The organism is Kitasatospora sp. NPDC004745 (assembly GCF_042873275.1).
Classification (GTDB): Bacteria; Actinomycetota; Actinomycetes; order Streptomycetales; family Streptomycetaceae; genus Kitasatospora.
Genome location: NZ_JBIALK010000005.1, coordinates 357,360 through 384,135 on the forward strand (window position 1 = coordinate 357,360; position 26,776 = coordinate 384,135).

The following is a 26,776-nucleotide window of genomic DNA, read 5'->3' on the forward strand; positions in this document are numbered from 1 at the left end:
GGGTGATCGCTCCCTGGCACCGTCGCACCCGCGAACGGACCGGGTGGTCAGGGCACCAGGTCCGCCATCGATGTCGCGGGCAGGGACGGGTTGGCGGCGGCGGCCTCCACCGTCTGCCAGTCCTCGTCGGCGAGCAGTTCGACGATCGCCCGGGGCGGTAGGTGCGGGTGGCCCGCGGCGAGAGGCCGGGCGCGGTGGTCGGTCAGGCAGATGAGCAGGGCGGGAGCCGTCGCGTGGCGGTGGCGGGCGATCTCCCGGAGAGCCTTCCGCACCGGCGGCCGCTGTCGGGCCAGGTGTTCCAGCAGGGCGGGTGTCGTGTCGGGATTGGCCGCCACGCCCGCGACGACCTGTGCCCCGTGCCGTTCCACCATCGCCCGCAGCTGGGCGTCGGAGAGCCCCGGGTGCGGTGCGACGGACTTGACCACCTTGGCGTCCGGGTCGTGGGCCAGCGCGTCGCGGATGTCGTCCGGCAGGTTACGGCGCTGGGCCAGGAGCATCCGGACGACCGCGGGTGAGGCGGCCAGCTCCTCGACCTCGGCCGGGGAGGCCGCGGCGAGGCGTGGGAGCAGGCACGGGCCGGTCCGGGCGACGCCGGCGAGATGGACCAGGACGTCGAGCGGCAGGCTCGGGTGGTGCGCGAGCCGTCGCCGGACGTCGTGGCCGGGGTCGGTGGCCAAGCGGCGGATCAGGGACTCGCCGATCGCCGGATTCTCCGCGAGCCGGGCGCGGACCCAGGGGACCGAGTCGTCGGCGAGCCGCGCGTACACCTGCGGCGACAGGTCCGGGCGGGCGGCCAATTCCTGGCGCAGCAGCACCGAGGCGTGGTCGGCGAAGGGTTCGGCAGCGGCCGCCGGGGTGGCGGGGTTGCCCAGGGCCGCCTGGTGGATCCGGTGTACGGCGGACTCGTGGGAGCCGTCGCAGGCGGCGCCCGGGGGCAGGTCGCAGTCGGGCTCGGGACAGTGCGGGTCGTGGACGAAAGGAGACGTCCTGCGGTCGCAGACCGGGCAGCACCGGGCCGCGGGCAGACCCTCGCCGCTGAGCAGCGCCGCCAGCAGGGCCGGGGGTGTCGCCTCGTTGGCCGCCACCGCCCGGCGGACCTCGGTGTGCGGATGTCGGGCCAGCCGGGCTGCGACCTCCGGAGCCGTCGTCCACAGGGCGAGTTCCGAGACGACGCCGACCTCCACGTCCGCGGCGAGTGTCAGTGCCACGTCCGGCGGCAGGCCGGGGCAGCCGGCCAGCCTCTCACGGTGCTCCACCGGGGCGTCGGCGGCGAACAGGCGGGCCCACTCCGGCCGACCGGCACCCTCCTCGAGCAGCGCGAGCGCGGCACGCGGCTGCACGGCGGGGTCGACGTCGTCGGCGCCGACCAGGCCCTCCTGCGCGAGCCGCACCGCGGCCGCCTCGAAGCCGGTGGCCAGCGCCGACACCTGGGCACGGCTGAGGCCGGGGCGGCAGGCCAGGGCCTCGGCGAGGTCGGCGTCGGCCACCGCGATCAGCCGGTCGACCAGGTCAGGGGGCAGGGAGGGGTTGGCGGCCAAGCCGCACAGGACGTGATGCACAGTCAGGAATCCTGCCCGACGCGTGAGCGAAGGGCTCGCGGATTTCCGCGACGGCAGGCCGCTTCGCGGGTGCCGCCGTCGCCGCTACGCGGGCCGGGCGCGCAGCAGCGCGTCGGCCAGTTCCCGGGGCCGGCTGAGTGCGGCCAGGTGGCCGCCGGGGACCTCCTCGACCTCCAGGCCGAGCCGCTCACGGACGATCCTGCGCTGGAACTCCAGGGGGAAGAAGCGGTCGTCCCGCCCCTGGAGGAACCTGGTCGGCACCTGCGGCCAGTGCGTCAGCGGCCACGGCTGCGCGAACAGCGCGGCGGGCGGAGCCGAGCCGCCGAGCGAGAGCGCCTCCGCTGTCACCTCGGCCGGGACGTCGTGGAAGAAGTCGGCCTGCATGTCGAACGCGGGATCGGCACCGCGGCCGGTGGCGGCCGCGTGGGCGGACCGGGCCGCGGCCTGGCCGGTGTTCTCCCACCACTGCCCGGCGGTCTCCCCGGGCACCGGGACCATGGCGTTGAGCAGCACCAACTGGGCGACGGGCACCGGCAGCCGCCCGCACACCAGCGGGGCCGAGAAGCCCGCCAGCGACTGCGCCACCACCACCAGCGGCCCGGTGAGGCCGCCGTGCTGCTCCACGGCGGAGACGACGGCCTGCGCGCATTCCTCCAGCCCCGCGGAGTCCTCGCCCGGCAGGTCCATCGTGATGGCGTCGTGCCCGCGCGCCCGGAGTTCGGGTACCAGCCGGTGCCAGAACCAGGCATGGCCGTCGGCACCGGGAACGAGCGTGAAGGTCGCCATCGTGGTCCTCCTCCTGCGGGTCTTCGAGCCTGCGGGTCCGGGGGCCTGCGGTGGGCGGGGGTGTCTCCCACGCCCGGCCTGACGCTAGCGGGTGGCACTGACACTCTGACGCCGACGTCGCGGTACGGCATCCGGACGAGCGGCGTGCCCGTCTTGGCTCGCGGCGGTGGCAGCCGGGCTGGGCGAACGCGTGCGAGCAAGCCCGTACGCTTCGCCCTACCCGCGAAGGCGTCCATCCTCAAGGCTTGCTCAACTCACGCGATTGACAGGGATCCATCAGTACGCTGCTGGAGAGTCGCCCTGATGATCGGGGTCGACCGGGGGCTTCATGACAGACAGACCGCGCAACTGGGGGGTTCGGATGGTTGATCTGGATGTCGAGCGACGGGTGAATCCGTGGCTCTTCCCACGGCGGCTGCGAACCAGGTGAGGGCGGGCGCGGCCGACAGTTCGGGGCTGTTCATGAGGGCTGTCAATGGCTGAGGGCGGGCGGCGCCGGCGGCGGTGGCTCGCCGCAGGAGGGGTGGCCGTGGTGCTCGGCGGGGTCGGGGCGGGAGTCGCATGGTGGCGATCGGAGCCCGCGCCCGTGGAGCTGCCGGCTGGCGCCTGCTGGTCGGTGCTCACCCGCGCGGACCTCCTGCCCCTGGCGGATCACGTGCACGGGAAGCTGATGGAGCAGTACCAGTCGGACGATGACCACACCGAGCTCCACCCCGCCCGCGAGGCGCACCAGTGCGACGTGGGGCAGCAGACGGCCGAGGACCTGGTGTGGATCCAGGTGCTGTCGATCGACCAGGCCGTCATGACCGACACCCTGGGCCCGGATGCGTCGCGCCGCCGCAACGGGCCGAGCCGGCTCGACTTCGGCGCGGATGTGCAGGGGTGGGTCTGGCCAGGGCGGGTGTCGCTGGGGTTCCGGTGCGACAACCCGGACAGTGTGCGCATGGGCCAGCCGTACGTGGCGATCACGGTCAGGGCCGGCGAACTCACCGACCCGGCGTCCGAGAAGGTCGGCCGGGCCGTCCTCGGCATAGCACTGAAGTACGCCAAGCACGTCGTGGCCGGGTATCCGTGCACGAACGCGGTGCGGTTGCCGGACGGTGTCCCCGCAACGATGGGGAGCCCCTCGGATCCGGGCCGCTGACCGATCGCCCCGGCGGAGCGGCCTGCTCGGGCCCGGCCGAGGGTGCCCCGGATGGCGCGACCCCCTGACGCGCCTTCGGCGGCCGCCCCGGCACACCGGGCGCCGTCCAGGTGACGTCCGTCGGGCTCGTGCTGTGCCTGCCCTGCCCCGGGACGCCCGGACGGGACCGTGGGGGCGTGAACCGGGTCCGTGCCGTCGCCGCCGTCGTCCTGCTCGTCCTGACCGTGGGGGCTGGCCGTCCCGCGCGCGCCGCGGATCCGTCGCCGGGTGGTGTGGTCGAGGACGTCGCCCCGGGGATCGACTACCGGGCCTTCTCCTTCGCCACCGGGCACGGCGCCACCAGGGTCCACGTGCTGAGCGTGGACCTGGACGACCCGCGGGTACGGGTCGGGCTGCTGTATCCCGGCGCGGTGGCCGACCGGGCTCCGGTGTCCTCGATGGCCGAGCGTCAGGGGGCGGTCGCCGCGGTCAACGGGGACTTCTTCGACATCACCGAGGAGCAGCACCCCGGCATCCCGGCCACCGGAGCCGCGGTGGGGGCGGCCGTGCTCGACGGTCGACCGCTGAAGGCGGCCGTCCCCGAAGGCCAGCGGTTCGGTGGGGCCCTGCCGTCGGGGGCCACCGGCCAGGAGGTGATCGGGGTCGGCGTGGACGGTCGGGCCCGCACCGCACGCCTGACCCTCGACGGGGTCCTGCGAACCCCCGCCGGCCCGGTACCGCTGGGCGGCCTCAACCAGTACGCGCTCCCCGAAGGCTCGATCGGCGTGTTCACCCCGCAGTGGGGCAGCACCCCGCGCGCCCGCGCCGCGTGCGGCCGGGACCACGACCGCGCGGCGCCCTGCACCCACGACACCTTCGAACTGACGGTCAGCCATGGCCGGGTCGACGCCACGGCCGAGGCCCCGGGCGAGGGGCCGATCGCATCCGGATCGGAGGTGCTGCTGGGACGCGAAGCCGGTGCCGGGGCCCTGAGGGCCCTCGCCCCGGGCACCCCCGTGACGGTGGAGTACCGGCTGGCCTCCACCAGTCGCGTCCCCTTCGCCTTCGCCCTGGGCGCCTACCCGCTGCTCAGGGGCGGGCGCCTCCTGCCCGACCTGGACACCGCCACCGTGCAACCCCGGACGGCCGCAGGCATCGCCGCTGGCGGCCGCCGGCTGTACCTGGTGGTCACCGACGGCCGGGAGGGGACGTCCACCGGACTGACCCTCGCCGAACTCGCCGACCTGCTCGGGAGCTTGGCCTGCGAGGAGGGCGTCTACCTCGACGGCGGTGCCTCCAGCACCCTCGTCACGCGCGACCACGCGACCGGGCGGGTCGACGTCCGCAACTCCCTCGACCACGGACAGGAACGCCGCGTCCCCAACGGCATCGCGCTCTCTTCCCGCTGACACCCGGCCGGCCGTCCGACGGGCACTGCCGGACCGCCGACCAGGGCATCCGGCCGTGTGGTCACCGCCCGGGATCCCCGCCAGGTCGCCGAGGCGGTCCGCGGGCACGGCGAACGCGCCCTCGCGCTGCCGCTGGACGTCACCGCCCCCGGGCAGATCGCGACGGCGGTCGCCCGGGCGCAGGCCGCCTTCGGACGGATCGACGTCCTGGTCAACAATGCCGGCTACGGCTACCTCGCCGCCGTCGAGGAGGGCGAGGACGAGGAGGTCCGCGCCCTGTTCGACACCGACGTCTTCGGAGTGGTCGACACCACCAGGGCCGTCCTGCCGGGCATGCGCGCCCGCCGCGCCGGCCACATCGTGAACATCTCCTCGCTCGGCGGCCTGGTCGGCTTCGGCGCGACCGGCTACTACCACGCCACCAAGTTCGCCGTGGAAGGCCTCTCGGAGGCGCTCGTCGCGGAAGTCGCCCCCCCTGGGCATCAAGGTGACGATCGTCGAGCCCGCCGCGTTCCGCACCGACTGGTCCGGGCCGTCGATGCGCCAGTCCGCCACCGCCATCGACGACTACGCCCCCACCGCGGGCGCGCGGCGCGCCGGCACCCTGGCCACCCACGGTCACCAGCCCCGGGGATCCGGCCCGTGCCGCCCGGGCGGTCATCGACGCGGTCACGGCCGAACAGCCACCGCTGCGCCTGCTGCTGGGCAAGGCCGCCTACGACATCGCCACCGCCAAGCTCGACGCGCTCAGGGCCCCTTCGACGGCTGGCGGGAGGTCACTCTCAGCACCGACTTCCCCGCGGAGCAGGCCGCGAGCTGACGGCCTGCGGCACCGGGCCCGGGTGTCGGCTCTCCGATCCCCCGCCGGATCGTCGAGCTCGCGCCGATCCGGGGAGGGGGGAGCAAGCCCGGCCGACGTCGAAGCTCTCCGTCACCGTCGACCGACGTCGCGCCGCCCGTGGAGGGTGACGTCGGGCGGCGGCACGCCGGTCCGGGCGCCGGAGCCAGGCGGGACGCGCCGGGTTGCCGGGGGCCGGCTCCGGCGTTCGTCAGGCGGGGGAGGCGGTGGTGAAGGTGACGTCGGCGGTGGTGACGGTGCCCGCCGTCCGGCCGGGGGCCGTGTGGTACTGCCAGTACAGGTTGGTGTGGGCGATGACCTGGTCGGGGGAGGGGGCGCCGAACCGGCTCAGGTCGGTGGTGGTGTGGGCGTCGGCGACCAGCGTGGTGTCGTAGCCGCGGGCGATGGCGCCGTGCAGCGTCGAGCGGATGCACGCGTCGGTCTGCGCCCCCGAGACGAGGAGCCGGCCGACGCCGCGCTCGGCGAGCACGGACTCCAGGTCGGTCTCCTCGAAGGAGTCGCCGTACGTCTTGTGCACCAGGGCCTCGGTGTCCCGCCGCACGAGCCCGGGCACGTACCGCCAGGCTTCGCTGCCCCGGGGCAGCTCGTCGCTGTTGTGCTGGACCCAGACGACGTCCACGCCGGCCGTGCGCGCCTTGTCGACCAGGGCGGCGATGGTGGCGATGACCCGGTCGCGGTCGTGGGCCTCCGCCACGACGCCGTTCTGCATGTCGATGACGATCACGGCGCTGTTCGGCCGGTTGGCGAGCGTGGTCATGGTCCCCCCGTGGCGTGTCGGATCGCGGTCCCGACCACCCTAGCCCGATCTTCGGACACCGGCGTCGGAGGGGCCGGTGGGCTGCTGGGGCGGTGGGGTGCGATCTCCCGCATGTATGCTTACCACGTAAGCTTACGTTGTACTCAAATGCTGCAGCCGCACGCGAACGCCTCGACCCGCAGGGGGATGTCCATGCACACGATCGCCGTCACGATGCCGCTGGTCTGGCTGGCCTGGCTGATGCTCACCGAGTGGGTGCCGATGTTCCCGCTCAACGACCTGAGAGGGGACAACCGCCGCGAGAGGCTCGGCGACGCGGCCGTCAACTACCCGATCCCGCTGCTCATCGCCGGCGGCATCGCGCTGGACCACCAGGCCTCGCGGATCGCGGCCCTGGTGCTGTGCCTGCTGGTCACCGTCGGCCACGTGGCCAGCTGGTGGCTGCCCTACGCGGGGATCAGCACGGCGGCGCAGCGGGACTCCTACGCCCGGGACTACGCCCGCACGCTGAAGGTCCTGCCCACGCAGGGGCGCGCGGTGGTGCCCGACGTCCAGCACATGGTGGTCGGTGTCCTCACCCTGGCGATGACGGCCAGCACCCTCGCCGTCACCCTGGCCGGGTGACTCTGTCACGCTGAGGGCATGAACCAGGCATCACGACCCGGCCGGGGAGGCCGCCCCGCGCAGATCAGCGTGGACCAGATCACCGCCGCGGCGATCCAGGTGCTCGACCGCGAGGGGCTGGACGCGCTGACGATGCGGCGGATCGGCTCGCACCTCGGGGTGGCGGCGATGTCGCTGTACCGCCACCTCCCGGGCCGTGACGCCATCCTGTCCGCGGTGGTCAACCACCTGTTCGCCACCGCGCTGGCCGACCTGGACGCCGGGCCGACCTGGAGCGGGGCACTGACCGGATTCGCGGCCGCCTACCGCCGCATGCTGCTGGAACACCCGAACGCGGTGCCCCTCCTGGCCACCCACCCGGTCGACCCGGACACGGCCGTCCCGGTCCTGGCCGTGCTGCTCGAGCGCTTCACCGCCGCCGGCGTCGCGCAGGACGAGGCGCTGATCCGCATCCAGTCCGTCGGCGTCTACACGCTGGGCCACGCCCTGGCGCAGGTGGGAGCGCGCCCGGGCGCGGAGGGGGAGCGGGCCGAGGGGGGTGAGGGCGACGGGGCCGAAGCGGCGCAGGACCAGGCCGAGCTCGACTACTACCAGCGGTGGTTCGACGCGGGCCTGCAGGCCATGGTCACCGGGTTCGAGCACCGCTGATCGCCGGAGCGGGAGGCCGCCGCGGCGCGCCCGGCGGTGGCGGAGCAACGGCTCGCCGCCGCCGGGCTGCCGGCCTCCTGGCGGCCGACCGCCTGCACGTCCGAAGCCGCCGCGGCCTGTGTCAGGCCGGGACCACCCGGTAACTCAGCATCGCCCAGGGCAGGTTGGACTGGGCCAGCGAGCCGGTGGCCCACGGGACCGCACCCGTGCAGCCCGGGCCCGGGTACAGCGTCACGGAGGCGGAGCCGTCGGCGATCTGGACCGAGCGGGCGGGCGCCGACAGGGTGTGGCAGGTGCCGAGGTCACCCAGGTCGACCGTGGTCGCCGTCCCGCTTCCTCCGGTGCCGGTGTACAGGTGTGCGCCCGGCTGGAGCGGCGGCCAGCCGGCGGCCTGCGCCGGTCCGGCGCCGAGGCCGATCAGGGCCGCGACCGCGGTCGCCGCTGCGGCCGAGCCGCGGAGCATCGTCTTCGAGGTGAACATGCGTGAACCACCGTCCTTGGGTGTGTTGGTGGTGCCGGAAGGGCCGTGGCGACGAGGGGGCGGAAGGTGCTGCGCCGCGCCTGCTGCGCCGAGGGTCCCGGGCTGCCGGACCATGCGGTCCGGCAGCCCGGGGTGCTGCTCAGTAGACGTTGATCTGGTTGCTGCAGTAGGTCCAGAACGGGCGGGGCGGGGCCCAGCCGAGGTACTTGGTGCCACAGATCTTGATGCTCTTGATCTTCCCGATGTACTTCGTCGCGACGTCCTTGCCCTGGTCCACCGCCAGCTCGGTCTTCTCGGAGCCGAACTCGTCGGTGGCGCGGACGGATCCCTTGTAGTAGGTGCCGTCACCGACCTTGATCCACACCCATCCGTCGGAGCAGTTGTCCACCTCGACCTGGACGTTGTCGAACCGGAAGGCCTTGGTGCAGCCGGCCGTGGCGGCGGTGCCCGCCGCCGCCGGGGAGACCGAGAGGGTGGTCAGCGCGGCCACGGCGAGGCCCAGGGCGCCGGCCGTCTGGATGAGCTTGCCGGACAGGTTGTTCACGGTGATGACTCCGGTGGTGTGGTGATGGTGTGTCTGCTCGCGGAACGTCTCCACTGTCCCCGGCAGCCGCGGGCCGGGCATCCGTCATCCGACGGTGAACCGTGGTCCCGAGGGAGGGGTGGAGGATCAGCCGGATGACTGCATCCGTCCCGGCATCCGGTCGCCGGTCGGGCCCGGCGGCCCTCGCCCGGGTCGTGCTCGCGGGCATCTCACCGTCCGGGCGCGGGCATGCCGCTCCGGTGCTGCTCCGCGGGGTCCGCGGGGTCCGTGGGGCTCTTCGGTGGGTCGTCGAGGGGGATGGCCAGGTGGTGTTCGCCTGTACACGGGTGCAGGGTCCGCCGCACTGGGCGGAAGTGGTGGAAGGCGCGGAAAGCGGCGGCGAGGGCGGCTATGAGGATCATGGCGACGCCGCAGCCGCACAGCACGACCGGCGCGGACACCCGGTCGAGGAGCAGTCCGCCGAGCGTGGCGCCCAGCGGCGAGGCCGTGATGAGCACCGCGCTGCGGGCGGCGAGCACGGTGGTGAGCGAGCCGCTCGGCGTCCTGTCCTGCAGCAACGCGAGGGACAGTGCCGAGTACGGCCCGTAGACGATCCCCGCGGCGGCGAAGCCGATCAGGGACGGCACGGCGGTGTGCGCGGCCGCGAAGGGCAACAGTCCGACGCCGTGCCCCGCGACGATGGCGATCATGGTCGGCCACAGCGGCAGCCTCCTGGCCGCTCCCGCGCCGAGCGCCCCGAGAACGGCTCCGGCGCCGAACACTGCCCAGTAGGCACCGAGCAGGCCCGCGCCGTCGTCCAGGGAGTGCCCGACGAACAGCGGCAGCGCGACCTCGACCGGCCCGTAGGCGAAGTTGAACAGCCACGTCAGCACCAGCAGTCCCAGCAGCTCGGGGTGGTGCCGCAGCACCGCCAGCCCCTGCCGCGCGGCACCGGCACCGGCCGTGCCGGGAGTCCCGGCCGTCCTGCTCGCCCCGGCCGTCCTGCCGGCTCCGGTCGGCACCGTCGGCAGGGCGATCCGGCCGGCCTGCACCGCGAGCACGGAGAAGGTGGCGGCATCCAGTCCGATGATCCACGCCGGTGACACCGTGCCCGCCAGCAGGCCCGCCAGCGCGGGGCCGAGGACGGTCGCACTCGACAGACTGGTGCTCAGCACGCTGTTCGCTGCCAGCCGCAGGCCGTCGTCCAGCAGTGGGGTGAACAGCGCGTACTTGCCCGCCTTGCCCCAGGCGTGGAAGAGCGAGGAGGCGCCGAGCAGCAGAACGTAGCCGGTCGGGCCGAGCACCCCGGCCAGGTGCGCGATCGGGATCGCGCCCAGCAGCAGCGCCCGCAGGACGGCATCGGCGACCAGCAGCCGCTGCGCCGGCAGCCGCCGCAGCCAGCGGCCCAGCACCAGCGCGCCGAGCGCACCCGGCAGCGTGTACGCGGCGACGCTGACCCCGACCAGCGTGCCCTGCCCACCGGGCGGGGCGAGTGAGAGCGCCAGCCAGGCGACGGCGACGGTGCTCATGCCGTCCCCCAGGTCCGACAGTGCGAACACGGGCAACAGCCGGCGGAACGGGCGGACGGCGAACAACGGGCGGTAGGCGCCGGGCAGCAGGCGCCCCGGAGATGAGAACATGCACGTCACACTCGTGCTTCAAGCGCGCGTGAAGTCAACCCGGTTCGATGGAGCGTCGGCGTGAGGTATCTGGGGATCGGCGAACTGGCCCGGACGGCACAGGTGCGGGCGTCCGCGCTGCGCTACTGGGAGGAGCGCGGACTGCTGCCGGGCGCCCGTCGCGAGGCGGGCCGGCGGGTCTGGCCGACCAGCACGGTCCGGCGCGTCGCGCTGATCCGGATGGCGCAGCGGGCCGGCTTCACCCTCGCCGAGATCGCCGAGCTGTTGAACGGCGACACCTCACCCGGCGTCACCCGCCAGTGGCGCGAACTCGCCGCCCGCAAACTCCCCGAGCTCGACGAACACATCAGCCAGACACAGGCGTTGCGCCGGGCGGTCGCGGACTGCATGGCGTGCGGCTGCATGAACTTCGAGCAGTGCGTACTCCTGGCGGCCCCCGACCAGGCGCTGTAGCCCAGGGCCGTGGTGCTGCGCCTCCACGGGGCGGTACTCGGACGGGCGGAGCGCCGGGGCTAACGGGGCAGGGGTTCAGCGGGAGTAGACGCCGCCGGAGTGGATGTCGACGCAGGCCCACACGTTCGGGGTGTCGGTGAACGACCCGCACAGGCGGCCCCAGGCGACCTCGATGTCGGTCCACTCGGCGGTGATCCTCCCGCCACGGGCGGTGCCGGTCATCCGCTCGTGGACCTCGACCTGCCGGTCGCCCTCGTGGAGCAGTGCCGTGGACCTGGCGGTGGCGCCCGGGTTGGTCCAGGTGACCGTCAGGCGCCGTGCCCAGTCGTCGTGCCCGTCGATGGCGATGCAGACCTGCGGACCGGACCAGTTGTGGGTGCAGGCGTCGCTGCTGCGCCGCCCGGTGGCCGCGCCGGCCGGGGCGGCGGTCGCGAGCAGGACGGCCGCGGCCGCGGTGGCGAGTGCGCAGGCCCTGGTGGTGACCGGGTGCATCCGGCCCTCCTTCGAGTTCCCCGTGGGTGGGACCGCCGGGTCGGTCGCGGCGGGTACCGGGGTTGAACGAGGAGGGCGGGGGAGCGGTACGGGCAGGTCACCCGGTCGGCCCATGGCCGCTGCCCGGCGCCCCACTGCTTCCCGGTGCCGCCCGTCCACCGGCGCAGCGGCCTGCCGTCCGGGCGGCCCCGGTGCCCCGGCGAGCGGCCGTTGCTACAGGAGTGCCTCCGAGCCGTGGAGCTCGACGAAGCCGACCACGCGCCGCAGTTGGTCGAAGCTCGTGACGTTGTTGCCGATCAGCCGCACGGAGGCGGCGCGGCCCTGACGCCAGGCGTGGGCGGCCTGGGAGAGCCTGCCCCACTGGTTCTCCATGTCCCGGTAGTCCACGCTCAGCTGGTAGTTGGTCCAGCCGTTGATGTTCCCGTAGACCCGGTTGAAGATCGGGCCGAACCGGGCGGCTTCCGAGAAGATGGTGATCGCCATCAGCATGCCCCGGTCGATGGTCGTCTCGCTCCACTGGCCGACGTTGTGGAGGCCGTAGAGCGCGTCGAAGATGTTCGTGGCGCCCAGGTAGAGGTTCTCGCGGGTGCTGCCGCCGGTGATGCCGTTGTAGTTGCCGGTGCGCGGCATGAGGCGTGCGGTGATGCCGAGATCGGTCTGGAACTGCTGCTGGCGGCCGTCCTGGAAGGCCCAGTGCTGGTTGGCGCCGGGGGAGTAGAAGCCGGCGATGTAGAGGTTGTCGGCCCACAGGTAGACGGAGACGAGGTGGGCCCCGCCGTTCATCACGCGGATCTGGATCAGCCGGTTCTCGTTGCGGGTGGTCTGCTGGACGAGTCCGCTGTCGGCGCCGGTCGCGTCGCCGTAGGTGTTGCGGTGGATTGCGTCGATCAGGTTCCAGTAGCGGGCCGCGTGTTGGCCCGCGCCGGAGGTGATGTCGGTGATGTCCCAGTCGATGATGGGCCAGCTCTGGAGTGCTGCGGCGCGGGCGGCGGACTGCGGCCGGCTCCCTGCGGCGGGTGTGCCGGTGAGGGCGGGCGCCGCGGACGCGGTGCCCGCGAGGGAGACCAGGAGAGCGGTGGCCGCCGAGAGTGACAGCAGCGCGGCAGTGTTCTTCTTCAACGCGGTTCCTTGGTGATGATGTCCGGGGGAACGCCGAGGCGCCCTCCGGGCGTTTTCCGGTGTGCCGGATCATCGTGCGCGGGTTCGCGCGTGCGCTGATGCCTGGTGGCGCATGCCGTCTGACCTGTGCGTGCACGGCCTTCGGTCCGGGACGCACCCCGGGCGTGGCCGTCGGTGTCCCGCTCGGCGGCCGGGTGGGCCGGTCGCGGCTGCTCAGTGGAGTTGTTCGGCCAGGCCGACGATGATGCCCTCGGGGCCGCGGAGGTAGCAGAGCAGGTAGCTGTCCTCGAACCGGGCGATCTCGCCGACGAGTTCGGCGCCGTGCGGCCGCAGGCGGGCGACGGTGTCCTCGATGTCGTCGACGGCGAACATGACGCGGTGGGTGCCCAGGACGTTGTGCGGCCGGTTGCGTGGTCCGGGGCTGGTCGCGGCGGGGCTGCGGTACTTCGCGAGCTCGAGCCGGCTGTGGCCGTCCGGGGTCCGGACCATCGCGATCTCGCAGTGGACGCCGTCGAGTCCGGTGCACTGGTCGGCGAAGAGGCCCTCGACCTCCCCCCTGCCCTCCAGTTCCAGACCGAGTTCCACGAAGAACGCGACGGCGGCGTCCATGTCCTCGACGACGATGCCGACGTTGTCCATCCGCTGAACCGCCATGCCGGTTCCTCCTTCTCCCTCGTGCAGCCGGTGGTGGCCACCGATGTCCCCGGGACGGAGCCGGTGGGCGTTCTCGACATCCTGCCCCGGCCGCCGTCCGGGCGCCTGCTCCCGGTGGCGCCGCGCGCTGCCGTGTCGCGCTGCCGTGGCGGGCTGTCGCCGGACGGCGCTGCGCCTTAGGGTGGGGCCGTTCGCCCGTGGTCACTCGCCCTGGCCGGCGCTTCCCATCGGGCCGATCTTCACCGGGGATCCGGCGGTGTCGGTGACGGGGAGCGAGCCGGCGCCGGGCCAGGGCAGGGTGACCGACTGGGTCTCGTCCGGCGGGGTCACCACCAGGCCGGTGATCCGGACGCCGGAGCCGCCCGTGGTGTTGGCCGGGTAGGTGATGCCGAAGTAGGTCGACTTGCCGTTCTTCACGGTGCCCGTGACGACCGGTTCGCCGGAGCGCTTCGCGGACAGGGTGCCGGCGGAGGTCTTCAGGTCGACGCCCGCGTATCCGGAGAGCGTGCAGTCCTTGCCGCTGTGGTTCTTCAGCTCGACGACGACGGTGTTGGCGGGGTCGCCGGTGATGGTGTGGTCCGTGGCGGTGAGGGTCAGGTCCGCGGTCCGGCACTTGGCGGGACCCCCGGCCGCGGTGGAGCCGGCCGGTGCGGCGGCGGGCGGCGTGGCGGTCTTTCCCGGTCCGCTCGGCGCAGGGGCGTTGGAGGCAGGGCCGTTGGGGGCCGGAGCGTTGGAGGCAGGGCCGTTGGGGGCCGGAGCGCCGCCGGGGGCGGCACCGGTGGTCGCGGCCGGGGCGGTGGTCGGGGCGCCCTGGGCGGTGCCCGGCTCATCGTTCTGGCAGGCGGTGAGCGAGAGGGCGGCGGTGACGGCCAGGGTGGCGAAGGCGAGCTTGTGGACGCGCACGGTGTTTCCTCCAGGTGGGGCGGGCGGTGCTCGGTGCTCGGTGTGAGCGGGTTTCCGAAGATCGGGACCGTTCCGCCGGGCGAACCGTTCCGCCCGGGCCGCGGCCAGGACAGTGCTGTGACATGTACGGCCGGGAACCACCCGCGCCGCCACCCGCCACGCCGTCCCGCAAACCACCGCTGACCTGCCCTGACGCTGTTTCAGGACACCTCCGCACACCTCCCCCGTCGTGGCCGCCCGCCGGGACGGATCCGTGACGTGGACGCCGTTGACGTGGGCCCGCGATGACGTCGCGACCACGGCAGCAGGTACCGGGGCCGACCCGCGTGGCCGGCCGATCCAGGGCCTTCGCGGTGTGCGGCGAGCGGCCCGGCGACCATCGCGCACCCCTGCCGGTCGTGCTCCCGCCGGCACCCGGGGGATCGGGAGCGTCACCGCGTCCGCGAGGCGCCCGAACCCGGCCCGCAGGAGTGGTGCCCGAGGCGCGGCAGGCCGTTGAACCGCGGCTGTCCGCGAGCAGGGATCCGGCCCCGCGATCGCAGTTGCGGGGCCGGAACGGAGGAGAAGGCCTGATCATCCGGCCTTCTCCTCCGGATGGTCGAGCCACGCGCTCCGGGAGCTCCTGGCAGGGGCGGACGCCCGGCTCTCGTAGCCGGCGAGGGCCAGGCCGAGCCCGAAGAAGGTGGGAGCCCATTCGCCGACGAAGATGCCCCACCGGTCTGCTCGCTCGACTCCGGCCTGCTCGGCCTTCATGGACGCGACCCAGCTCAGCAGGGACAGTCCGATGGACCCGAACGCCGCGGCGTAGGCGTGTTCGCTGGTGATTCCGGCTTCATGGAGCCGACGGACGATGTTCATGACTACTCCCATGGGGCTGTGAGGTCAGGTTTCCCGTTCTTCCAGGCTGGCTGCCGACCTCGGTCCATGCGGGTCGCATCGTTGACGCATCGGCCTGTCGGACGGCGTTCGGGGCGGCCGGCAGCGCCCTGCGCGTGCTTCCGGCCATCCTGGGCGGATGACACTCAGTGGGCGCGAAGACCTGCGAGCCGGCGGAAGACGAGCGCGAGCAGGATCGCCCAGACGGCGGCCGAGGCTGCGGCCGCGGGCGCGGCCGGCCCGCTCGCAGCCGCGAAGAGGGCGCAGGCAGTGGTCAGAGCCGTCAGCACCGAGGCCAGGGCGGCGAGGAGACGGGGACGGTGGAGGAGCCGCCGCAGGAGCGTCGGCCGTCGGCTGAGGAGACGGTGAAGTCCGGGTGAGTCGAGGCGCAGGTGCTGCCCGATGTCGTTCAGCAGCCGCTGCTCCTGGTCGGTCAGGGGTCCGTTCACGGTGGTGGCTCCTTCGACCCGTCGGTGCAGTTCCAGCGTCCGTCGGCTGCAGCCGGTCGCCACTCGCAGCGTTTCGCTCGCCCGCGGTGCCCGAGCCGTGTGTTCAGCGGCTTGCGGGCATGTGCGTCAGGAGCGCGGCTGCGGTCCAGTCGGGGCCACGGGCGCGGATGCGCTTGCTGAGTTCGGCGGCCCCGCTGACGCCTCCGGCGAGGAGGTCCGCGACTGCGGATCCGGCGGATTCCGGGGTGAGCGTGTTGGGGTCGAGGCAGCGGCCGAGGCCGGCGCGCTCGGCGTCGTGGGCGATGGCGAACTGATCGCTGGAGAAGGGCAGGACGAGTGCGGGGACGCCGGCGTGCACGGATTCGGTGAAGGAGTTGTTGCCTCCGTGGTGGACCATGGCGGCGGCATGGGAGAGCAGTTCCTGCTGCGGGATGACCGGGGCCACGTGCAGCCGTTCGGGCGGGGCGTCGTGCAGCAACGCGTGGCCCGTGACATCGGCGACACGGTTGCCGGCGGCGACGATGACGGAGGCCGAGGTGTGGCGGAGGATTCCTGCCGTGACGGTCGCCAGGACGTCGTGGCGGGCGGACAGGAAGGTGCCCAGCGCCACCAGCACCACGGGGCGCCCGTCTGCGGTCATGCGCGCTAGCACGGCCCGCCACGGCGCGTCCGGCACCGCGGTGCCGCGGTGCGGCAGCAGGTGGCCGGCGTACAAGGCCTTGGGGCCTCTCGGGGCGGGGGGAAGCCAGGGCAGACGTGGGTAGTTGAACACGACCGCGTGCGGTGAGCACAGGGTGAAGGCCCGGTCGGGCTCGGGCCTGCCGGGAGCGTGGAGGCGGGCGATCGCCTTGAAGACGGCGGTGAAGGCGGCGTCGTTGGCCGCGACCGCGGCGCGCAGTCGGTCGAGATCGGCGGGAGCGGGCCGGAGCGTTTCGGGCCACGCGTACGGCAGCCCGAAGTAGGCGTCGGGGGCCGGCAGATAGCTGGGGTGGCCGGGGCAGAAGGTGGCGTAGGGCAGGCCGAGGCAGTGCAGGGCGAGGGTCGCGGAGTAGGAGAGCTGGTCGACGAGGTACCAGTCCGGGCGCAGCTGTGCGTCAAGGGCGGCGAGGTCGCGCAGGACGCGTTCGGGTTCGGCGAGCATGTCGTCGCCGCGGTGGCGCGCCTGGGTGAGGAGGGTTGCCGTCGGCCCGTCGAACGTCGCGTCCAGGAATTCACGAAGGCGCTGGGCCTCGGCGTCGTCCTGGCGGGTGGATTCGGCGATGCCGTGGTTGGCGTTTCGGGTTACGGAGAGTTCGGTGAAACCGAGCCCGCTCCGGGTGGCGAGGTCGTCGAAGGCACGGGTGCAGGCGAAGTCGACGCGTGCGCCGTGGTGGGCCAGTGAGGCACCGAGCGCGGCGAGCGGCCGAGCATGGGAGTGGAAAGGCGGGCTGATCACGGCGACGCGGGCCATGGTGTCCTCCGTCAAGGGCTTCGGATCGCGTGCGGCTTCCGATGATGCCAGGAATCCCCTGAGAGCCACGGATGGACGACGCGGCCGGGCCGTGCGGCGCAGGGCGGATGCCGTGGTGCCGGGACCCGACGCACCGTGTCCAATCCGTTCCACTACCTGCCTCCGAACGTGCCGGTGACCGTTCGGAGGTATGGGAGGAAGACCGATGACACACCAAGTCACGCCTGGTCCGGCCGCCGCAGCGCGACGGCCCGGTGCCGCGGGCGCCGGGGCTCTCGCCGCCTGGCGGCGGTTCCACTGGACCCAGGGCGTGGGCGCCGTCACCGGTGGTGATCTGCTCGGACGCCTGGCGCGGGCCGAGTACGGGGGAACCCGGGCCCGTCCGGACTCACTCCTGTCCCACTCGGACCGCCGTGCGGCACGGCTCAGGCGATTGGCCAGGCGCGAGCGCGCGATGCCGACCAGGGTGCTGGCCGCCGCAGGCGCAATCCCGGACCTGGAACCGTGGGAACGGACCGCTCTCGCCGAGGCATGGGAACGCAGCTGCGATCCCGACGACGGCCTCAGCGCCAGCGCCGAGATCCGCCGACGGCTGCTCGCGACTCCCGGTCCCGCCGGAACCGCCTTCCTGCTCGATGTGGCGGACGCGAACAGCCTCCGCCCCCTCTCCGCGAGGGAGGCCGCCGGACTGCAGCCCACCGGACGGCTCCAGAGGCATGCGCTCTGGCGCTACCTTTCGGGAGTGCCGGACGGGGGCCTCGTGCTGCCGGGTTCGGACATCGGCCTGGACGCCTACGAGCAACTGCTCCTCGCCGCATGCCACGAGCGGGCCCGCCCCGGGTCGTCGGCGGGACAGCGGTTCAGGGCGGCGTTCGACTCGCTGACGAAGCCCTTCACGGCCTATCCGGTCGTCGCGCAGTCGATGCTGCTGGGCCGCCTGGAGGAACCCGGTGCCGGACTCAGCGGTGGCATGAGCGTGCTGCTGACCGCTCTGGGCGAAGCCCTGACGACCCACGCGCGCGCGGCACGGGTCCTCACCCTGACGGCCGCCCGGCCCTCGGAAGCCCAATGCTCGGAGCAGGTGAGCCGCTTGAGCGCGGCGCACCTGCTTGTGCGACTGCCCGTGGACTCACCGGAGGCACTCGATCCGCAGAACGCAGCCGCACATCAGCCCGCACTGGCATGGTGGACGACCCGAGTCTTCGAACTCCCGGGCGCCCGACCGGACATCACTCACGTCAGGTTCGCCGACGACGCCTCCCTCGCCATCGCCCAGGCCACACGCCGCTACGGCGCCAAGCTCGCCTTCACGGTCACCCCCGATCCGCACCGGACGATGGACGAACGGCACGCCGGCCTGGCCCCTGAGCAGACCACTGATGCAGGCCGCACGCTGCGCCTGGACATGCACCGGATCTTCGTCGCCGACCGCCTCGTGGACCGCGCCGACCTGCTGGTCGCCATGCCCGGGCGGAACGGAGTGAAGGAACTATCGGAACACTTCCCGCAGTTGGACGGAAGGTCGGTCCATGTCCAGCCCGAGGGCATTGCGCCGTTCAGGCCCGCTCCTGACGACGCCGCGACCGGACACAGCATGCTCGCACGCCTGTTCCGCGGCGGTGGCAACGGCGGCGGCCTGGACGCCACCGATCGTGAGCTCCCCCTCCTGCTCTGCGTGGGGCGGCTTCACCCCGTCAAACAGCAGGAGCGGCTGGTGCAGGCCTGGCTGCTCGCCGGCCTGCACCACCGCACGACCCTGTTGCTGGTCGGTGGGTCGCCTACCGACCCGACCACCATCGAAACGGCGGTCAGCACCAGGGTCACCGAACTCCTGGCCGCGGACCCGGTCGCACGAAGCCGGGCGGCACTGTGGCCCGCCCTGCCCAACCGGCGTGTCCGTCTCCTGGAGAAGGCGTTGGCACGGCGCGGACCGGGATCGGCGCTCTACGTGTGCCCCAGCGCGAAGGAGGAGTTCGGCCTTGCCGTGCTCGAGGCCATGGAAGCCGGTCTGCCCGTGGCCGCCCCCCGGCGCGGCGGGGCCTCCCACTATCTGCACGACGGAGTCAACGGGCGGCTGCTGGCCACTGAATCGGCGGACGCGCTTGCCGAGGGCCTGCGCTCGTTCGTCCTCACCCCGACGGCCGAGCTCGCGGCCATGGCGGCAGCCGGGGCTGCGACGGTGCGGGAGCGGTTCGGTATCGACGCCGTGGCGGCATCCCTCGCGGACGCCTACCGGGCCACGTGCCGCACGGACCCGGCCGGTGCAGGTCGGGAAGGCGATGGGTGAGATCCCGCCGAGGGAGGCGGCGTACGGCGGCGGCTCCACGACCCGCCGGCGCGCAGCACCGGGCGGGCCTCGATCAGTAGCACCGGGCGTCCGAACCCGGGCCGCCCTTCCCCGGGGCGGGGAAGCGCGGCCCGGGCTGATCGGCGAACACCCGGGTGCGGGAGCGGTCCGCTCACGCCGGCCGCCCGGGAAGGCCGGAGCGCGCCACCACGCCGGGTACCCCCGCAGGCCGGTTGCGAGCAGTCGACCGCGCGTGGCGGTGGCGCCAGTAGGGGTTGTCGAGCGGCAGCCTGCCGCTCACCCGCCCGTACATGCCGAAGGTGGCGATCACCAGTCCCATCGCGAAGCTGAACAGCACGTTCTGGATGCGGAAGGCCAGGACGTTGGCCGACGAGTCCAGCAGTGCCAGGTTGACGAAGCCGCTGAGGACGAACAGCGCGCCCACGGTGATGTTGATCGTGGAAGCAGTGTTCCCGCCGACGGCCGCACCGCCGACGAGTACGACGGCCGTCACCACCGACACGAGGCTGAGCAGACCGTTGCTGGACAAGCCCGCGACGGTCTCCCCGGAGGTGCTGAAGAAGGACAGCCCGTCCGCGAATCCGAGGCAGCCGAACACGAGGAGGGCCGCACCACACAGACCGGCCCCGACGCGGTAGACCTGGGACAGTCGGTGGTCGACCGGCAGTTCATCGTGCAGTTTCATGGTGTGCTCCATCTCGGGAGGATCCGGTGGGCGCGCACCGTGCGGCCCGTTCTGCAGACTCGGCCAGATGAGCCCAGGGGCGTAGTCGCAGCGGTGCCGCATCGATTGCGCTTCGATCCCCTGCCCAGCGCGTTCTCGCTTCTGGGGACCCGGCACAGGTGGTCGGCCTCGCCGGTCTCCGGCAGGGCGCCGGGCAGGTCGAGCCTTCCGGGTGGTTCTCACCGGTGTGGCGCGGCACCGGATGTTGTAATCTGTCATCCGGACGATGACACACATCAAGTCAGCGAAAGAGTGACGACATGGACACTCCGGACGTCGGCGCCGCCAGGGTGGGGCCGGCCTCGTTCCTGGCCGCCGCCGCCGCGCTGGGCGCGATGGACGCCGCCGCCCGAACCGCCCGCCACGCGCCCCCGGACGACGCAGGCCACCAGGACCCGGCCCAGGCCCTGTCCGCGCTCCTGCTGCTGCGCCATCTTCGCGAGGAACTCGCCGGCTGGGAGACCGGTCTGATCGAGACCGCCCGCGGCGCCGGCGCCACCTGGGCCGACCTCGCCGAACCGATGGGCGTCCAGAGCCGCCAGGCCGCCGAACGCCGCTACCTGCGCATGCGCCCCGACGCCGACGCCGGCACCGAGGCCGGCAGCACCGGGGAGCAGCGCGTCCAGGCCGCACGCGATCAGCGCGCCGCCGACCGCGCGGTGACCACCTGGGCCCGCGACAACGCGGCGGACCTGCGCCGCCTCGCCGGACAGATCGGCGCTCTGGACGGCCTCAACGCCTCGGCGGCGCCCGTCATGGAACGACTGCTCGACGCGCTCGGCGACAACGACGCCGTCCACCTGCTCGCCCCGCTCGCTGCGACCCGGCCCTTCCTGGAAGCGGCCCACCCGGCCATCGCCGGCCGCCTCGATGAGCTCACCGTCCGCACCGACCGACTGCGCGCCGACAGCGGTCGGCACCGCCGCACGCCCCGGCCGGTGCGTGACGGCGCCTGCCAGGTCGGGGCCTGAGCGAGTCGACGCCGTGCGGCCCCCGTGTCCCCTGGCTGGCAACGGTGGTGGACCGTCACCGATGCCGGCGGCCCTGCCCCGCTGGCGCCGCCACCGACGAGATGCCTGCGGCCGGCCGCGCGGCACGCCCGCACGGCCCGACAACCAGACTCGAACCCCTCACTGCCCGATAGCCTTTCGACTGAAGGAGACGCCTCCCGTGGCCAGCCCGACCGAGACGCTGGAGTTCCAGGCGGAGACACGCCAGCTGCTGCAGCTGGTGATCCACTCGATCTACTCGAACAAGGACATCTTCCTGCGGGAGCTGATCTCCAACGCCTCAGACGCCCTGGACAAGCTCCGCCTGGAATCCCTCACCGACACCGACCTCGAAGCCGACACCTCCGACCTGCACATCACGCTGGAGGTCGACGCGGCGGCCCGCACCCTGACGGTGCGGGACAACGGCATCGGCATGACCCGCGAGGACGTCGTCGACCTGATCGGCACCATCGCCAAGTCCGGCACCGCGAGCCTGCTGGCCAAGATCAAGGAAGCCAAGGACGCGGACGCCGCGCAGCACCTGATCGGGCAGTTCGGCGTCGGTTTCTACTCGGCGTTCATGGTCGCCGACAAGGTCACCCTCCACACCCGCCGAGCCGGTACCGATCAGGGCACCGTGTGGGAGTCCGACGGAGAAGGCACCTACACCATCGCGCCGGCGGACGGTCTGCCGGTGGGAACCTCGGTCACGTTGCACCTCAAGCCGGCGGACGGCGAGGACGGTCTCGGCGACTACCTCGCGGCGTGGAAGATCCGCCAGGTCGTCAAGCAGTACTCGGACTTCATCCGCTGGCCCATCCGCATGGCCCCCGAGCCCGTCGGCGCCACGGGCGAGGCCGAGGGCGCTGCCGAGTCCGCCTCCGGGGACGAGGCCGCGGGGGAGCCGGAGACGCTGAACTCGATGAAGGCCCTGTGGGCACGCCCGCGCTCGGAGGTGACGGAGGGCGAGTACCACGAGTTCTACCGGCAGATCAGCCACGACTGGCAGGACCCGGCCGAGACCATCCACATGCGCGCCGAGGGCACGTTCGAGTACGAGGCGCTGCTGTTCATCCCCGCCCACGCCCCGTTCGACCTGTTCTCCCGCGACACCAAGCGCGGGGTGCAGCTGTACGTCAAGCGCGTGTTCATCATGGACGACTGCGACGCGCTGATGCCGAACTACCTGCGCTTCGTCAAGGGTGTCGTGGACGCCCACGACCTGTCGCTGAACGTCTCCCGTGAGATCCTGCAGCACGACCGCCAGATCACCGCGGTACGCCGGCGCCTGGTCAAGAAGGTCCTCGCCGCCATCAAGACCATGCAGACCAAGGACAGCGAGACCTACACGAAGGTGTGGGAGCAGTTCGGCCGGGTCCTCAAGGAAGGCCTGCTCGAGGACCGCGACAACACCGACACCCTCCTCGAACTCGTCTCGGCCGCCTCCACCCACGACGTGGAGAAGACGACCACGCTGCGCGAGTACGTCGCGCGGATGAAGGACGGCCAGGACGCGATCTACTACCTGACCGGCGAGAACCGCGCCATGGCGGAGAACTCCCCGCACATGGAGGCCTTCACCGCCAAGGGCTACGAGGTCCTCATCCTCACCGACCCCGTCGACGAGGTCTGGACCGACCAGATCCCCGCCTTCGACGGCCACCGCTTCCAGTCCATCGCCAAGGGCCAGGTCGACCTCGACGACGAAGCCGACGGCGACGGCGGCGAGGAGGCGAAGGCGCAGAAGGCCCAGCGCGAACAGGACTTCGCCGCTCTGCTCGCGTGGCTCCGGACCGCCCTGGCCGACCACGTCAAGCAGGTCCGCCTCTCCACCCGCCTGACCACCTCGGCCGCGTGCCTCGTCGGCGACGCCCACGATCTCACCCCGACCCTGGAGAGGATGTACCGGGCCATGGGCCAGGACCTCCCCCAGGTCAAGCGCATCCTCGAACTCAACCCAGGCCACCCGCTCGTCACCGCCCTGCACCAGGCCCACCAGGCGAACCCCGACGACCCGGCGCTCGCGGACACCGCAGAACTCCTCCACGGCAGCGCCCTGCTCGCCGAAGGCGGCGACCTGCCCGACCCGGCCCGCTTCACCCGTCTGCTCACCGACCGCCTCGCCCGCACCCTGTAGCCGTCCGCGGGTGCGGCCCGCCGTCGTCGGCAGTGCCCGGCCGGCCGCACCCGCGTCACTCGGCCGGGACCGCCCGGGCCGACCGGCACACCAGCCGGGGCGGCACGCGATTCCAGGATCCCGTGCCGCCCGGTCGTCCCGGCGCGCCCGGGCCGCCGGTCTAGAAGCTCAGCAGGCCGATTGCGTGGCCGTCGGGGTCGACCACCGGCCACACGGCCAGACCGCGGGCGCGCATGGCGGAGGCCGCGGTGGCGGCGAGCATGTCGCCGGTGGCGAACGGGGCACGGTCGAAGGTGATGCCACGGACCGGGGTGCGCTCGGTGGACCGGGTGCGGACCTGGAAGGGGGCGAGGTGCCGGCGGGTCAGCAGCCCGGCGCAGCGGCCGTCGTCGTCGCGCACCAGGAGGTGGTCGGCGCCGGAGCCGTCGAGGATGTGGATCGCCATGTCGAGCATGACGTCGTCGCTGATCTGGAGCTCGGGGTCGGTCATGAGGTCGTGGACCGTGGTGGTGGTCGCGGGGCGTTGGAGGGTGAGGGCCATGGGGGCTCCGTGGTGTCGTGTCGTTCTCGCCGGGGCCGGCGGTGGTCGGGGTACGGGCGGCGGGACGGCCGCCTGGTCCGCCGGGGCCGAACCGCGGGAGCGGTCCGGCCCGGGCCTGTCCGCCAGGGCTTGTCTGACACTTCCCGCCGCGTGCTGATGCGACGCGAATCGTCAGACAAGCCGCTAGGCCGCGAGGGCGATGCGCCTGGGTGTCCGGCGGCGGCCGGAGGAGCCCCGGGCGCCGCGGCTCGCACCGTTGGCGCGAGTCTCGCCGCCGGTGGGGGCGGGGCGTCCGCGGTGGCCGCGGTTTGTGGCCGCGTTGCGGCGGGGGCGTTCGACGACCGGGTCGGGGATGGCGACGGGCACGCCGGTGGGGACGCGGGCGCCGGTGATGCGGGCGAGCTCCTCGTCGCCGGCGGTGACCCTGGTGGTGACGGGGGTGATGCCGGCGGTGGCCATCAGGCGGGCCGTCGCGCGGCGCTGGTTGGGCAGGACGAGGGTGACGACGGTGCCGGACTCGCCGGCCCGGGCGGTGCGGCCGCCGCGGTGCAGGTAGTCCTTGTGGTCGCTCGGCGGGTCGAGGTTGACGACGAGGTCGAGCCCGTCGACGTGGATGCCGCGGGCGGCGACGTTGGTGGCGATCAGCGCGGTCACCTGGCCGGTGCGGAACTGTTCCAGGGTGCGGGTGCGCTGGGGCTGGGACTTGCCGCCGTGCAGGGCCGCGGCCTTGACCCCGTTCGCGAGCAGGTCCTCGACCAGGCTGTCCGCGCCGTGCTTGGTGTCGGTGAACATGATCACCCCGCCCTCGCGGGAGGCGATGTGGGCGATCGTGGCGTTCTTGTCGAAGTTCTGCACCTGCAGCACGTGGTGCTCCATGGTGCTGACCGCAGCCGCGGACGGGTCCACCGAGTGCGTGACCGGGTCCTTCAGGAAGCGCCGCACCAGGCGGTCGACGTTGCGGTCCAGGGTGGCGGAGAACAGCATCGTCTGCCCGTCCGCGGCGACCTGTTCCAGGAGTTCGGTGACCTGGGGCAGGAAGCCCATGTCGGCCATCTGGTCGGCCTCGTCGAGTACGGTGACGCCGACCTCGTCGAGCCGGCAGTCGCCGCGCTGGATCAGGTCCTTGAGCCGGCCGGGGGTGGCCACCACGACCTCCGCCCCGCGGTTGAGCGCCTGAGCCTGGCGGCTGATCGACATCCCGCCCACCACGGCCGCCATCCGCAACCGCACGGCGTGCGCGAACGGAGTGAGGGCGTCGGTCACCTGCTGCGCGAGCTCGCGGGTGGGGACCAGCACCAGGGCCCGCGGGCGGCGAGGCTCGGCGCGATGGCCGGCGACGCGGGCCAGAACCGCGAGACCGAACGCGATGGTCTTGCCGGACCCGGTGCGGCCGCGGCCCAGCACGTCGCGTCCGGCCAGCGAGTTCGGGAGCGTCGCGGCCTGGATCGGGAACGGCGCTGTGACGCCCTGCCGGGTCAGGGTGGAGAGCAGGGCCTTGGGCATCTCCAGCTCGTCGAACGATTCGACTGCGGGCAACGCCGGGGTGGTGCTCACCGGCATCGAGAACTCGCCCTGGGGGGCGCCGCCCTGACGACTGCTCCGGCCGCCACCGGACGGCCGGTCCCCGTAGAAGGAGCCGCCGCGGGAGCGGGAGCCGTAGGCGGCGCCGGCGGATCGGGAGGAGGCCGAGGAACGGAAGTCGGCGTTCTGGTACTGGGAGCGGTGGGAGCGGTTCACGGGAAACCTCCTGGGGGTGGCACGTCGCGAGGCGGATCCGCGGCGCGGGGCGCCGGCAGGAGGTCGCGAGGAACGGGCCGAAGAGTGTGGAGCGCGGGGCGTGGACGGTGAAACCCGTTCGGCACGTCACTTCGGGTCGGCGCTCACCGCCGGGGCGGGAACGGAGATCCTCGAACCGTGGGATGTCACGGCAGGGGCGGCGGTCCGGACGCGGCGCTGCTCGTCTCGCGTGGGGATGGCCGCCGGTGGCGGAGCCAAGGGGCCTGAAAGGCCGGGGACGTGCAGGGCGGAGCAATGCCGAGGGGCCCGCACCGGGCATCGTGTACGCGGTGCGGGCCCCTCGCTACCAGGCGGGTGCCGTGGCAGAAGTACTACAGCGGGCGAATGTTCTCGGCCTGCGGGCCCTTCTGGCCCTGCGTGACGTCGAACTCGACCTTCTGGCCCTCGAGCAGCTCACGGAAGCCGTTGGCGTTGATGTTCGAGTAGTGGGCGAAGACGTCGGCGCCGCCGCCCTCCTGCTCGATGAAGCCGAAGCCCTTTTCCGCGTTGAACCACTTCACAGTGCCATTAGCCATAAAGAAATCTCCTTAGAGGGGCTGTCCGGAGCGCGCACAGTGCGCGCTCCGAGTCGCCGCGATGAGCACCCACCCGGGGAAGAGCCGGGACACAAAAATGCGCCTGCGAATACATCAGCAGGCGCACACAAAGTTCATGGGAACCACTACTGCAACTAAAACGACTCTAGCAGGCCCGGGCCCGCCGTGGGTGGATGTTCCGACCCCGGTTCTGCGGCCGCCCTTGCCGGGAGGCGCTGGTCACTAGGTAGTAGGGCTTTCAAAGTGACTACCTGGCAACCTAGTTGGGAATATCATCCGCCACCTTCGGGCACCGGTCGGTCGCTCCCCGGGGAGGGCGAGCCGCGTAGGCGCCGATCCTTCCCCCGGCGCGGCGGGCCCGCGAAAGCGACGTGCCACGCCCACCGGCCGGCCGGAGGCACTCCGGAATCGAGTGCGCGAAGAAGGCACGCTCCCGCGATTTTCGGCGCATACTGCGGGGGATGAAGAAATCTCCAGCAGTCCGCCGTGTCCTGCCCGCCAGCCCCTTCAAAGCCCCGATTGAAGCACCGCGCAAGCACTTCGCCGTCGGTGACCGCGTCACCCACGACACGTACGGCCTCGGCCGGGCGATCGGTGTCGAAGGCGACAGCGCCATCGCGGTGCTCGTCGACTTCGGATCGCGGCAGGAACGCATTGCCCAGCCCTACGCCACGATGTTCAAACTCTGACACCGAACGCACGCGGTTCTCCGAGATCACCGGTGCCGGCACCACCACGGACTCCGCGCGATCTGCCCGAGCTCCGCGCGCCCCAGGCGCAAGCCCCCCGGCGCCGGGGGGCGACGAGCCGGGCCAGCATGGGGCCGTAGCGGTCGGCGGCGAGGATGCCCTCGACGACGACGTGGAAGCCGTGGTCGAGGGCGTGACGGGCGACCAGGTCGATCAGGCCGACGTTCGCCCCACCCGCGACGTAGGG

27 protein-coding genes and 1 pseudogene are annotated in these 26,776 nt (G+C 72.9%); 10 read left to right on the forward strand and 18 right to left on the reverse strand.

What is annotated here, in order from left to right; genetic code table 11:
• Nucleotides 1–47 precede the first annotated feature (47 nt).
• Together ACFYUY_RS12895 and ACFYUY_RS12900 are read right to left on the reverse strand one after the other, a co-directional pair.
• Complete coding sequence (locus ACFYUY_RS12895; RefSeq protein ID WP_387900428.1) at nucleotides 48–1,559, reverse strand: hypothetical protein; 1,512 nt, start codon at nucleotides 1,557–1,559, stop codon at nucleotides 48–50.
• A gap of 84 nt (nucleotides 1,560–1,643) precedes the next feature.
• A complete protein-coding gene (locus ACFYUY_RS12900; protein WP_360215701.1) occupies nucleotides 1,644–2,345 on the reverse strand; it encodes an alpha/beta fold hydrolase in 702 nt (233 codons plus the stop codon).
• A 586-nt stretch (nucleotides 2,346–2,931) separates the two neighbouring features.
• On the opposite strand from ACFYUY_RS12900, the gene ACFYUY_RS12905 reads away from it, so the two are divergent.
• The 3 genes from ACFYUY_RS12905 to ACFYUY_RS12915 all read left to right on the forward strand — a co-directional run bounded on the left by ACFYUY_RS12905 (nucleotide 2,932) and on the right by ACFYUY_RS12915 (nucleotide 5,846).
• Nucleotides 2,932–3,489 carry a hypothetical protein gene (locus ACFYUY_RS12905; protein ID WP_387900430.1) on the forward strand — a complete coding sequence of 186 codons (558 nt, stop codon included), beginning with the start codon at nucleotides 2,932–2,934 and terminating at the stop codon, nucleotides 3,487–3,489.
• 176 nt (nucleotides 3,490–3,665) lie between these two features.
• The gene (locus tag ACFYUY_RS12910) at nucleotides 3,666–4,877 is read left to right on the forward strand and encodes a phosphodiester glycosidase family protein (RefSeq protein ID WP_387900431.1); all 1,212 of its coding nucleotides are present in this window, start codon (nucleotides 3,666–3,668) and stop codon (nucleotides 4,875–4,877) included.
• Nucleotides 4,878–4,934: 57 nt separating this feature from the next.
• Nucleotides 4,935–5,846, forward strand: coding sequence for an SDR family NAD(P)-dependent oxidoreductase (locus ACFYUY_RS12915; protein ID WP_387900433.1), 912 nt, complete (start codon nucleotides 4,935–4,937; stop codon nucleotides 5,844–5,846).
• A gap of 80 nt (nucleotides 5,847–5,926) precedes the next feature.
• Here the strand turns inward: ACFYUY_RS12915 and ACFYUY_RS12920 are convergent, their stop codons facing one another.
• On the reverse strand, nucleotides 5,927–6,493 hold the full coding sequence (locus tag ACFYUY_RS12920) for an isochorismatase family protein (RefSeq protein ID WP_387900435.1): 567 nt from the start codon (nucleotides 6,491–6,493) through the stop codon (nucleotides 5,927–5,929).
• A gap of 147 nt (nucleotides 6,494–6,640) precedes the next feature.
• Between ACFYUY_RS12920 and ACFYUY_RS12925 the strand changes: the two genes are divergently transcribed.
• Both ACFYUY_RS12925 and ACFYUY_RS12930 read left to right on the forward strand, forming a co-directional pair.
• Nucleotides 6,641–7,117: a hypothetical protein gene (locus ACFYUY_RS12925; RefSeq protein WP_360215686.1), complete on the forward strand. Its 477-nt coding sequence runs from the start codon at nucleotides 6,641–6,643 to the stop codon at nucleotides 7,115–7,117.
• Between the two features lie 18 nt (nucleotides 7,118–7,135).
• Nucleotides 7,136–7,765 carry a TetR family transcriptional regulator gene (locus tag ACFYUY_RS12930; RefSeq protein WP_360215683.1) on the forward strand — a complete coding sequence of 210 codons (630 nt, stop codon included), beginning with the start codon at nucleotides 7,136–7,138 and terminating at the stop codon, nucleotides 7,763–7,765.
• Nucleotides 7,766–7,886: 121 nt separating this feature from the next.
• On the opposite strand, the gene ACFYUY_RS12935 is transcribed toward ACFYUY_RS12930, so the two are convergent.
• The 3 genes from ACFYUY_RS12935 to ACFYUY_RS12945 all read right to left on the reverse strand — a co-directional run bounded on the left by ACFYUY_RS12935 (nucleotide 7,887) and on the right by ACFYUY_RS12945 (nucleotide 10,409).
• Nucleotides 7,887–8,246: a hypothetical protein gene (locus ACFYUY_RS12935; protein ID WP_387900437.1), complete on the reverse strand. Its 360-nt coding sequence runs from the start codon at nucleotides 8,244–8,246 to the stop codon at nucleotides 7,887–7,889.
• Between the two features lie 139 nt (nucleotides 8,247–8,385).
• Entirely contained in the window at nucleotides 8,386–8,790 is a 405-nt protein-coding gene (locus ACFYUY_RS12940; protein ID WP_360215677.1) for a hypothetical protein, read from the reverse strand.
• 209 nt (nucleotides 8,791–8,999) lie between these two features.
• On the reverse strand, nucleotides 9,000–10,409 hold the full coding sequence (locus tag ACFYUY_RS12945) for an MFS transporter (RefSeq protein WP_387900439.1): 1,410 nt from the start codon (nucleotides 10,407–10,409) through the stop codon (nucleotides 9,000–9,002).
• Nucleotides 10,410–10,469: 60 nt separating this feature from the next.
• On the opposite strand from ACFYUY_RS12945, the gene ACFYUY_RS12950 reads away from it, so the two are divergent.
• A complete protein-coding gene (locus tag ACFYUY_RS12950) occupies nucleotides 10,470–10,862 on the forward strand; it encodes a MerR family transcriptional regulator (RefSeq protein ID WP_360215671.1) in 393 nt (130 codons plus the stop codon).
• A 75-nt stretch (nucleotides 10,863–10,937) separates the two neighbouring features.
• Here ACFYUY_RS12950 and ACFYUY_RS12955 read toward each other — a convergent pair whose 3' ends face one another.
• From ACFYUY_RS12955 to ACFYUY_RS12985, 7 genes are all read right to left on the reverse strand, one after another.
• A complete protein-coding gene (locus ACFYUY_RS12955; RefSeq protein WP_360215668.1) occupies nucleotides 10,938–11,354 on the reverse strand; it encodes a hypothetical protein in 417 nt (138 codons plus the stop codon).
• A gap of 213 nt (nucleotides 11,355–11,567) precedes the next feature.
• Complete coding sequence (locus tag ACFYUY_RS12960) at nucleotides 11,568–12,473, reverse strand: ribosome-inactivating family protein (protein WP_360215665.1); 906 nt, start codon at nucleotides 12,471–12,473, stop codon at nucleotides 11,568–11,570.
• A 213-nt stretch (nucleotides 12,474–12,686) separates the two neighbouring features.
• Nucleotides 12,687–13,127: a VOC family protein gene (locus ACFYUY_RS12965; protein WP_360215662.1), complete on the reverse strand. Its 441-nt coding sequence runs from the start codon at nucleotides 13,125–13,127 to the stop codon at nucleotides 12,687–12,689.
• Between the two features lie 201 nt (nucleotides 13,128–13,328).
• Nucleotides 13,329–14,030 (reverse strand): DUF4232 domain-containing protein, encoded by a 702-nt coding sequence (locus ACFYUY_RS12970; RefSeq protein WP_387900442.1) that lies wholly within the window; start codon nucleotides 14,028–14,030, stop codon nucleotides 13,329–13,331.
• A 573-nt stretch (nucleotides 14,031–14,603) separates the two neighbouring features.
• On the reverse strand, nucleotides 14,604–14,888 hold the full coding sequence (locus tag ACFYUY_RS12975) for a hypothetical protein (RefSeq protein WP_387900444.1): 285 nt from the start codon (nucleotides 14,886–14,888) through the stop codon (nucleotides 14,604–14,606).
• A gap of 164 nt (nucleotides 14,889–15,052) precedes the next feature.
• Nucleotides 15,053–15,355, reverse strand: coding sequence for a DUF3040 domain-containing protein (locus ACFYUY_RS12980; protein ID WP_387900446.1), 303 nt, complete (start codon nucleotides 15,353–15,355; stop codon nucleotides 15,053–15,055).
• 103 nt (nucleotides 15,356–15,458) lie between these two features.
• A complete protein-coding gene (locus ACFYUY_RS12985) occupies nucleotides 15,459–16,805 on the reverse strand; it encodes a glycosyltransferase (protein ID WP_387900448.1) in 1,347 nt (448 codons plus the stop codon).
• Nucleotides 16,806–17,115: 310 nt separating this feature from the next.
• Between ACFYUY_RS12985 and ACFYUY_RS12990 the strand changes: the two genes are divergently transcribed.
• A complete protein-coding gene (locus ACFYUY_RS12990) occupies nucleotides 17,116–19,092 on the forward strand; it encodes a glycosyltransferase family 4 protein (RefSeq protein ID WP_387900450.1) in 1,977 nt (658 codons plus the stop codon).
• A gap of 172 nt (nucleotides 19,093–19,264) precedes the next feature.
• Here ACFYUY_RS12990 and ACFYUY_RS12995 read toward each other — a convergent pair whose 3' ends face one another.
• Nucleotides 19,265–19,798 (reverse strand): DUF4383 domain-containing protein, encoded by a 534-nt coding sequence (locus ACFYUY_RS12995; protein ID WP_360215650.1) that lies wholly within the window; start codon nucleotides 19,796–19,798, stop codon nucleotides 19,265–19,267.
• A 299-nt stretch (nucleotides 19,799–20,097) separates the two neighbouring features.
• On the opposite strand from ACFYUY_RS12995, the gene ACFYUY_RS13000 reads away from it, so the two are divergent.
• Nucleotides 20,098–20,808: a type III effector protein gene (locus ACFYUY_RS13000; RefSeq protein ID WP_387900452.1), complete on the forward strand. Its 711-nt coding sequence runs from the start codon at nucleotides 20,098–20,100 to the stop codon at nucleotides 20,806–20,808.
• A 199-nt stretch (nucleotides 20,809–21,007) separates the two neighbouring features.
• Nucleotides 21,008–22,966 (forward strand): molecular chaperone HtpG, encoded by a 1,959-nt coding sequence (gene htpG, locus ACFYUY_RS13005; RefSeq protein WP_387900454.1) that lies wholly within the window; start codon nucleotides 21,008–21,010, stop codon nucleotides 22,964–22,966.
• A 160-nt stretch (nucleotides 22,967–23,126) separates the two neighbouring features.
• On the opposite strand, the gene ACFYUY_RS13010 is transcribed toward htpG, so the two are convergent.
• The 3 genes from ACFYUY_RS13010 to ACFYUY_RS13020 all read right to left on the reverse strand — a co-directional run bounded on the left by ACFYUY_RS13010 (nucleotide 23,127) and on the right by ACFYUY_RS13020 (nucleotide 25,819).
• Entirely contained in the window at nucleotides 23,127–23,507 is a 381-nt protein-coding gene (locus ACFYUY_RS13010; RefSeq protein WP_360215641.1) for a CBS domain-containing protein, read from the reverse strand.
• Between the two features lie 183 nt (nucleotides 23,508–23,690).
• On the reverse strand, nucleotides 23,691–25,244 hold the full coding sequence (locus tag ACFYUY_RS13015; RefSeq protein WP_387900455.1) for a DEAD/DEAH box helicase: 1,554 nt from the start codon (nucleotides 25,242–25,244) through the stop codon (nucleotides 23,691–23,693).
• A 371-nt stretch (nucleotides 25,245–25,615) separates the two neighbouring features.
• Entirely contained in the window at nucleotides 25,616–25,819 is a 204-nt protein-coding gene (locus ACFYUY_RS13020; protein ID WP_035850027.1) for a cold-shock protein, read from the reverse strand.
• Nucleotides 25,820–26,301: 482 nt separating this feature from the next.
• On the opposite strand from ACFYUY_RS13020, the gene ACFYUY_RS13025 reads away from it, so the two are divergent.
• Nucleotides 26,302–26,529 (forward strand): hypothetical protein, encoded by a 228-nt coding sequence (locus ACFYUY_RS13025; RefSeq protein WP_360222337.1) that lies wholly within the window; start codon nucleotides 26,302–26,304, stop codon nucleotides 26,527–26,529.
• Nucleotides 26,530–26,629: 100 nt separating this feature from the next.
• Here ACFYUY_RS13025 and ACFYUY_RS13030 read toward each other — a convergent pair.
• Nucleotides 26,630–26,764: pseudogene (locus tag ACFYUY_RS13030) on the reverse strand (kinase); the annotation flags it as partial.
• Between the last annotated feature and the right edge of the window lie 12 nt (nucleotides 26,765–26,776).